Annotated in this window: 7 protein-coding genes and 1 pseudogene; 4 read left to right on the forward strand and 4 right to left on the reverse strand. The window is 30.7% G+C overall.

The window, feature by feature from the left end; all coding sequences use genetic code 11:
• Positions 1 to 100: 100 nt before the first annotated feature.
• The 3 genes from QNK89_RS08090 to QNK89_RS08100 all read right to left on the reverse strand — a co-directional run bounded on the left by QNK89_RS08090 (position 101) and on the right by QNK89_RS08100 (position 1326).
• Positions 101 to 292 (reverse strand): hypothetical protein, encoded by a 192-nt coding sequence (locus QNK89_RS08090; RefSeq protein WP_340170503.1) that lies wholly within the window; start codon positions 290 to 292, stop codon positions 101 to 103.
• A gap of 79 nt (positions 293 to 371) precedes the next feature.
• Positions 372 to 890: an OmpH family outer membrane protein gene (locus QNK89_RS08095; protein ID WP_340170504.1), complete on the reverse strand. Its 519-nt coding sequence runs from the start codon at positions 888 to 890 to the stop codon at positions 372 to 374.
• A 220-nt stretch (positions 891 to 1110) separates the two neighbouring features.
• A complete protein-coding gene (locus QNK89_RS08100; RefSeq protein ID WP_340170505.1) occupies positions 1111 to 1326 on the reverse strand; it encodes a hypothetical protein in 216 nt (71 codons plus the stop codon).
• 234 nt (positions 1327 to 1560) lie between these two features.
• On the opposite strand from QNK89_RS08100, the gene QNK89_RS08105 reads away from it, so the two are divergent.
• Positions 1561 to 4467, forward strand: coding sequence for an FAD-linked oxidase C-terminal domain-containing protein (locus QNK89_RS08105; protein WP_340170506.1), 2907 nt, complete (start codon positions 1561 to 1563; stop codon positions 4465 to 4467).
• A 2-nt stretch (positions 4468 to 4469) separates the two neighbouring features.
• On the opposite strand, the gene QNK89_RS08110 is transcribed toward QNK89_RS08105, so the two are convergent.
• Entirely contained in the window at positions 4470 to 5333 is an 864-nt protein-coding gene (locus QNK89_RS08110) for a hypothetical protein (protein WP_340170507.1), read from the reverse strand.
• 120 nt (positions 5334 to 5453) lie between these two features.
• Between QNK89_RS08110 and aroC the strand changes: the two genes are divergently transcribed.
• The 3 genes and pseudogenes from aroC to QNK89_RS08125 form a co-directional block, all read left to right on the forward strand.
• Positions 5454 to 6512: a chorismate synthase gene (gene aroC / locus QNK89_RS08115; RefSeq protein ID WP_340170508.1), complete on the forward strand. Its 1059-nt coding sequence runs from the start codon at positions 5454 to 5456 to the stop codon at positions 6510 to 6512.
• A 59-nt stretch (positions 6513 to 6571) separates the two neighbouring features.
• The gene (locus tag QNK89_RS08120; protein WP_340170509.1) at positions 6572 to 7906 is read left to right on the forward strand and encodes a dicarboxylate/amino acid:cation symporter; all 1335 of its coding nucleotides are present in this window, start codon (positions 6572 to 6574) and stop codon (positions 7904 to 7906) included.
• Between the two features lie 95 nt (positions 7907 to 8001).
• A pseudogene (locus tag QNK89_RS08125) lies at positions 8002 to 8418 on the forward strand (glutathione synthetase); the annotation flags it as partial.

Here is an 8418-nt window from a genome sequence, read left to right on the forward strand (position 1 = left end):
CAAAAGGTTTCTGTCTTTCTGGATATAGGAGCTTTAAATCTCCGGAGTCTTGTACAATAAATTGCAACGTTATGCTTTTTGGTAATTTACCATGATAACGCTACTTAAATGTTTTTAGAGTTTGTTTACTAACTATAATAACAATGGTATTAAAACCAACAGATATAGCATCAAAAATAGAAAAATCTAGTATAGAATAGTTAGTGTTGGTAACAGGATATAATTGTTTTAAACTTCCAAATCTAGAACCTAATCCAGCAGCCATTATTGCAAGTGCTCTTTTTTCTACCATATATTAATAATTACAATAATAAATAAACAAAAAAAAACACCCTAATTGAGGTGTTTTTTTATAATTATTATAATAGGTATTACTTTTTTGCTTCAGCAATAACAAGATCGCTTATATCTGTTTTTTCTTCTGCATAAAGCAACACACTATTACCATCTATTTGAGAATTAATAATATGTGTATATCTGTTTTGTTTTGCAACAGTAGTGATTAAAACACCAATTCGATTGTAAATTGGTTTTAATAGTTCATCTTTTTTAATATTTATTGCTGTTTGTATATCTGCTTCAAATCTTTGAATACCTCTTTCTATTTGCGTTAACTTAATTTCTGTTTCTTTTTTAGTTGCAGGAACTAGTGTCTCAGCATTTTCTTTATATTCTTTTAGTTTGGTGTTATAATCTATAACTAAAGAGTCTCTAGTTTTAATTAGTCTATCCTTTACAATATCAAGATCTGCTTGTGCTTTAATAGTTTCAGGCATATTACCCAATATGTAATCTATATCTGCATATCCAACTTTTAGTGTTGTTTGAGCAAAAGCACTAAACGCCATTAAACTAAATAGAACTATCGAAAAAAATGTTTTTTGTTTCATTATGTGTAAATTATTTTTAAAGGTAAAAGCAACAACCTTGCCGAATTAAAAAACCATTTCAAAAATCCTAAAATGGTTTACAAAAATAGTATTTTTTATTCTTTTAAAATTAATATCTAACACTTAAAGCATTATCAAAATCGGTATCGTCATAGACTTCACCAAAACCAAATTCTGGTCTAAAGTCTAATGATACCAGCCATGGTGAACTAAAATTATATTAAATACCAATAATTCCTGCAGCTAATAAATAGCTTTCTGTACAAGATGGACCTGGAGTAGTATCAAAATTAGCAGAACCAAAGCCACCACCAAGTCCTGCATACCAATTAAAATCTTCATCTATATCCCAAACCCATTGGTATAATCCTGTAAGTTTTATGGCATCAACATTATTATTAGATCTAAAACCAAAGTCGAATTCTAATCTGTTCACATTATTCAATGCGCTTTGGTAAGTAATCTCAGCTCCTAAACCATTATTATCACATATTCGAAGCCCTTGGCATTTTTAGATATCTCTTGTGCAAAAGCAGCAAAGCTAAAACCAAGAAACGCGCCTATTAAAAATTGTATTTTTTTCATTTGTATCAGTTTTAAAAATTATCATTAAATAATAACGTCAATATATGGTTAATAATTGTTAAGATATCTTAAATTTAGCATCATAATGAGTATAAAAATAGAAGCATTAAAAATTTTAGAAAAAAGCATAGAAGGTGAATTGCATTACAGTGATTTAATGAAGCGTCTTTATGCAACAGATGCTTCTGTTTATAGACTTTTACCTCTAGCAGTTGCTTTTCCTAAGAGTAAAAAAGATATAAAAAAACTAATCGCTTTTGCTACTAAAAACAAGACCTCTTTAATACCTAGAACAGCTGGAACATCTTTAGCAGGCCAATGTGTAGGAAAAGGAATTGTTGTAGATGTTTCTAAATATTTCACGAAAATTCTAAATATTAACGAAAGCAATCAAACCGTAACTGTACAACCAGGTGTAGTAAGAGACGAACTTAATAATTATCTAAAACCTTTTGGCTTATTTTTTGGACCAAACACATCAACATCAAACCGTTGCATGATTGGTGGAATGGTTGGTAATAACTCTTCTGGAACAACATCTATTAAATATGGTGTGACGCGTGATAAGGTTCTAGAACTTAAAACTATTTTAAGTGATGGAAACGAAGTTGTTTTTTATGAATTAGAGTCTAAAAATCTTTTGCTTAAAACAAAATTAGAAACATTAGAAGGTACTATTTATAAAACTATTTTAAGTGAATTATCTTCTAATGATACTAAAAACGAAATACTTAACAATTTTCCAAAACCAGAAATACACAGAAGAAATACAGGATACGCAATAGATGAACTTATTGATACTGAACATGCTTTTAACCTTTGTAAGCTTTTAACAGGTAGTGAAGGCACATTAGCTTTTACAACTGAAATAACCCTAAAATTAGATAAACTTCCACCTGCTAAAAGTATAATGGTAGCAGCACATTTTAATTCTATAAATAATTGTTTATTGGCAGTAGCACCAGTAATGAAACATCATTTGTTTACCTGCGAAATGATGGATAAAACAATACTAGACTGTACTAAAAATAATAAAACACAAACTGAAAACAGACAGTTTATCTCTGGAGATCCAAAGGCTATTTTAATGTGTGAAGTTAAAAGTCAAACTATAGAAGATGCTCAAGAACAAGTAGAAAAACTAATTAATACACTTGATAAAACAGGATTAAGCTACGCAAACATTATTCTTAAAAATCAAGACATTGAAAAAGCAAATACGCTTAGGAAAGCTGGTTTAGGGTTACTTGGAAACATAATTGGAGATAAAAAAGCAGTAGCATGTATAGAAGATACCGCAGTTTCGCTAGATGATTTAGCAAATTATATTTCAGAATTTTCTGCATTAATGAAAGGTTACAATCAAGAAGCAGTCTATTATGCACATGCTGGAGCAGGAGAAATTCATTTAAGACCCATTTTAAACCTTAAAAAAGAAGAGGATGTTGTTTTATTTAGAAAAATTACTACGGATGTTGCGAGTTTAGTTAAAAAATATAATGGATCTTTTAGTGGTGAACATGGAGATGGCATAGTAAGAGCAGAGTTTATTAAGATTATGATTGGTGATGCTAACTATCAACTTTTAAAGCTTATTAAAACAACATTCGATCCTTACAACATCTTTAATCCAGGTAAAATTGTTGATCCGCTTCCAATGGATAAAAATCTGCGTTATCAACCAAACAGATTAGAACCTAAAATAGAGACAATTATGGATTTTTCTGCTTCAGAAGGTATCTTACGTGAAGCAGAAAAATGTAATGGTTCTGGAGATTGCAGAAAACTCCCTGAGTTTGGTGGTACAATGTGTCCCAGTTATCGTGCTACAAGAGACGAAAAAGATACCACACGAGCTCGTGCTAATGCTTTGCGTGAATATTTAACGCATTCTGAAAAAGCAAATAAGTTTAATCACACTGAGCTAAAACAAGTTTTTGATCTCTGTTTTAGTTGTAAGGCTTGCGCTAGCGAATGCCCAAGTAGTGTAGATGTAGCTAGCCTTAAAGCAGAGTTTCAATATCAATATCAAAAAGAGAATGGTGTTAGTATAAGAACAAAAGTTTTTGCTTATAACAACAAAATAAATACTATTTCTAGTAAGTTTTCTGGTCTCTCTAATTTTATATTTTCAAACAATTTATCATCCTTAATACTTAAAAAAACGTTTGGTATTGCAAGTAAAAGAAGCTTACCTTTAATATCAAGTAAAGATTTAAATAAAACTTTTCAATTAATTAAAAATAAAGAGTTTAATACTAATTATATTAAATCAGTTTACCTGTTTAATGATGAGTTTACTAACTACTTAGATACAAAAATAGGTGTAGATGCAATTATACTTTTACAAACTTTAAATTACAATGTTAAGCTTATAAATAACAGCGAATCTGGGCGTGCATTTATATCTAAAGGGCTTTTAGAACAGGCAAAAAAAGTTGCTAATAAAAATATAGATATCTATAAAGAATTAATATCAAGTAAAACACCTCTTATTGGAATAGAACCATCTGCTATTTTAACTTTTAAAGACGAATACTTAAAGCTTGCAGACGATAAAACTAGTACTAGAGCCATATCTAATAATACTTTTTTAATTGAAGAGTTTATAAGTAGCGAAATTGCTATTGGAAACATAAGTACTTCTCAATTTACATCAGAAGTAAAAACAATAAAATTTCATGGTCATTGTCACCAAAAAGCACAAAGCAATCAAATTCATAGTTTTAATGTTTTAAACTTACCTAAAAACTATAAGGTTACTATTATTCCTTCTGGTTGTTGTGGTATGGCAGGAAGTTTTGGCTATGAAAAAGAACATTATAAAATAAGTATGCAAGTTGGAGAACAAACTTTATTTCCAGCAGTTAGAAAGACAGATTTAAAAACAATTATTTCTGCAAATGGTACAAGTTGTAGACATCAAATTAAAGATGGTACAGGTAGAGTAGCATTACATCCTGTGACTATTTTAAAGGAAGCTTTAATATAATATTATTCAGCTAAAACGTAATCTGTAAGCTCCTGCAATACAGAGGTAGAGCCATTAGCTGGAATTGGCAATGTAATACCAGCAGTTTCGAGGGCAGTTATAGCTGTAGCACTAATTTGATAATTTGTACCAGAGTCTGCTTGAACTAAGCCAATAGTATCTACATAATAATTTGTAGAAACTAAAATATCCTGAGAATCTAAAATCGATAAAGGAAAAGAAATACCAGCAACAGTAATAGTGGTAGAAACGCTAAGGTTTAAACTTAACTTAGAAGAAATCACATTAGAATATGAAGTACCATTAAGGCTTAAGTTTTCATTATAACCTAAAGCTGTAGATGTTAGTTGATAATTAATAGTTAATGGAAAGCCATTAAAATCTTGTGTAATAGAATTTGAGTTTGAGGCTAATTGCGAGTTGTTATTTGCTTCAATGTTGTACAATACAAAGTTATTTAAAGCAATATCAAAATCTATTAAATCTGTAATTTCAGCAGGTAATTCTAAAACTCCATCTACTGCCAACGTTGTGTTAGATTTAGTTAAAGTGCCACTAGAAAGCAACCCAATAATTGGTCCATTTGCTGATAATCCATCATTTACATCAAGCATAACACTTGTTGCAGATTCTGATACTACATATAAACTGTCTTGGCTTACAATAGTCTCGTTAGTTGTATTATCTGTAGTAGTAACATCATATTTCCAATAATTATTTACAGAAGATGGAAAGTAATCACCTTCAATGGTTGTGTTTTCATTATTATTGTTTGTATCACCTTCATTACTGTCATCATTACTAGAACAGGAAACAATAAAAAGCATAGCGATTACAGGTAGAATGATGTGTTTTAAATTATTCATTAGATTGGTTTTATTTATTACTTTTGTAAAAGTAAAGTTTTAATGAACAATACCTAATAAAGTATTATACAATTTTTGTTTCTGTGATATAACTTTTACATTAGCATAAATTAAATATAAATGGCAGGAAATTCCTTTGGAAAACTTTTTAATCTTACAACATTTGGTGAGTCTCATGGTGTTGCAATGGGTGGCATAATTGATGGTTGTCCACCAAATATAGTTTTAGATCTAGATGCTATTCAAAATGAGATGAATAGACGTAAACCTGGCCAATCAGCTATTGTTACACAGCGTAAAGAAGCAGACGAGGTTAAATTTCTATCTGGTATTTTTGAAGGCAAAACAACAGGAACTCCAATAGGTTTTGTTATAGAAAATGCAAATCAGAAATCTAAAGATTATTCACACATTAAAGAATCTTATAGACCTAGTCATGCAGATTATGTTTACGATAAAAAATATGGTCATCGCGATTATCGTGGTGGAGGAAGAAGTTCTGCTAGAGAAACTGCGAGTAGAGTAGTTGCTGGTGCTATTGCAAAACAAGTGCTAAAGGATATTAAAATTAATGCATTTACATCTTCAGTTGGAGATATTTTTATAGACAAACCCTACCAAGAGTTAGATTTTTCAAAAACGGAATCTAATATTATTCGCTGTCCAGATCAAGCTACAGCAGATAAAATGATTGCTCGTATTAAAGAAATACGTAAAGAAGGAGATACTATAGGAGGTACAATTACTTGCGTAATTGAAAATGTACCTGTAGGTCTTGGAGAACCTGTTTTCGATAAATTACATGCAGATTTAGGAAAAGCAATGCTTTCCATTAATGCAGTTAAAGGCTTTGAATATGGAAGTGGATTTTGTGGAGCAAGAATGAAAGGAAGTGAACATAATGACTTATATAATATTGATGGCACTACTAAAACAAATCTCTCTGGTGGTATTCAAGGAGGAATAAGTAATGGAATGGATATTTATTTTAGAGTGGCTTTTAAACCAGTTGCAACAATAATGCAAAAACAAGACACTATAAATAAAGAAGGTGATATAGTAGAAATGCAAGGAAAAGGACGTCATGATCCTTGTGTTGTACCAAGAGCAGTACCAATAGTAGAAGCAATGACTGCTTCAGTATTAGCAGATTTTTGGTTACTAAATAAAATGTATTAATTCTATTCCTGCAAAGGCAGTAATAACTAACAAAGCTTCCGCTTTCTCGGATAATGAGTATGAAAAAACTAGCACTACACTGGAAAATAATTATAGGAATGGTATTAGGTATCCTTTTTGGGTTCGCAATGAACTCGATTGGAGACAGTGGAAGAACTTTTGTGTCTAACTGGATTGCACCTTTTGGAACCATTTTTATAAACCTCTTAAAATTAATAGCTGTACCATTGATACTAGCTTCATTAATTAAAGGTATTTCAGACTTAAAAGATATTTCTAAGATTAAAGTAATGGGTATTCGTACAATATCTATGTATATTGGTACAACTTTAATCGCTATTATTATTGGACTATCTATTGTTAACCTAGTTAAACCAGGTACTGGTATGTCTCCAGAAACTATAGAAAGTATTAAAACTACTTTTGAATGCAATGCAGATGTTATGATTGGAAAAGCTAAAGTAACCCAAGACGCTGGGCCTTTACAACCATTAATAGATATTTTCCCAAGTAATATATTTAATTCTTTTAGTGATGCAGATGGAAAGCCATCTATGCTTCAGATTATTTTCTTTGCATTATTTGTTGGTATTTGTTTACTATTAGTTCCAGTAAAGAAAGCAAAACCTTTAGTAGATTTTTTCGATTCGCTGAATGAAGTTGTAATGAAAATGGTTGACTTAATAATGCTTTTTGCACCTTATGCAGTATTTGCATTAATGGCAAACGTAATTATAGCTTTCGATGATACGGCTATTCTTGTGAAGCTTTTATCTTATGCTGGTTGTGTAGTTTTAGGCTTAGCGTTAATGATAGGATTCTACTTAATATTAATAAAAGTATATACAAAAAAGTCACCAATCTGGTTTTTAAAACAAATTAGTCCTGCACAATTATTAGCATTCTCAACAAGCTCAAGTGCTGCAACTTTACCAGTAACTATGGAGCGTGTAGAGGAGCATTTAGGTGTAGACAAAGAGGTCTCTGGTTTTGTTTTACCTGTAGGAGCGACTGTTAATATGGATGGTACAAGTTTATACCAAGGCATTGCAGCAGTATTTATTATGCAAGTTATTTGGCCAGAAGGTTTAACATTTACAAATCAAATAGTAATTATTGCAACAGCATTATTAGCTTCTATTGGAAGTGCTGCTGTGCCAAGTGCTGGAATGGTAATGCTCGTTATAGTTTTAGAATCTATAGGTTTCCCTGCAGAATTATTACCAATTGGACTTGCATTAATCTTTGCTGTAGACAGACCTTTAGATATGTGTAGAACAGTTATAAATGTAACAGGAGATGCTACTGTATCGATGATGGTTGCTAAATCTCTAGATAAATTACACGATTCAAAACCTAAAGAATGGGATGATAATTGCGAAGCTGTAAAATAATTTTACAAAACAGATTATTATTTATAAATTTATAAAAACACTAATCTAAAATTGAAATTATGAATATTTGCTTTATAATGTATCCTTGAGAAGATATAGATCCTGAAAACGACACTAGTTTGGCGTTAATTAAAGAATGTGCAAAACGTGGTCATGGAGTCGCAATGTGTTATCTAGCAAATCTAACAATTAGAGATAGTGTTACTAATGCATTTTGTAATGTAGTTGGTAAAATGGGTAAGGTGCCAACTACTTTAAAAAGTTTTTATAACAAAGCTAAATTAAGAGAAGAAATGTTACCATTAGCAGGTTTCGATGCTATCTTTTTTAGAGCAAATCCGCCTTTAGATCCTATTATGCTAAACTTTTTAGACTCGGTAAAGGACGATATCTTTATTATTAATTCGCTTCAAGGTATGCGAGAAGCTAATAACAAGCTTTATACAGCAGCTTTTGGTGATGCACATAGTAATATTATACCAAATACACATGTGTCTAAAAAAAAAAATTAT

Origin of the sequence: Lacinutrix sp. (genome assembly GCF_037625555.1) — a bacterium.
In the GTDB taxonomy this organism is placed as follows: Bacteria; Bacteroidota; Bacteroidia; order Flavobacteriales; family Flavobacteriaceae; genus Lacinutrix.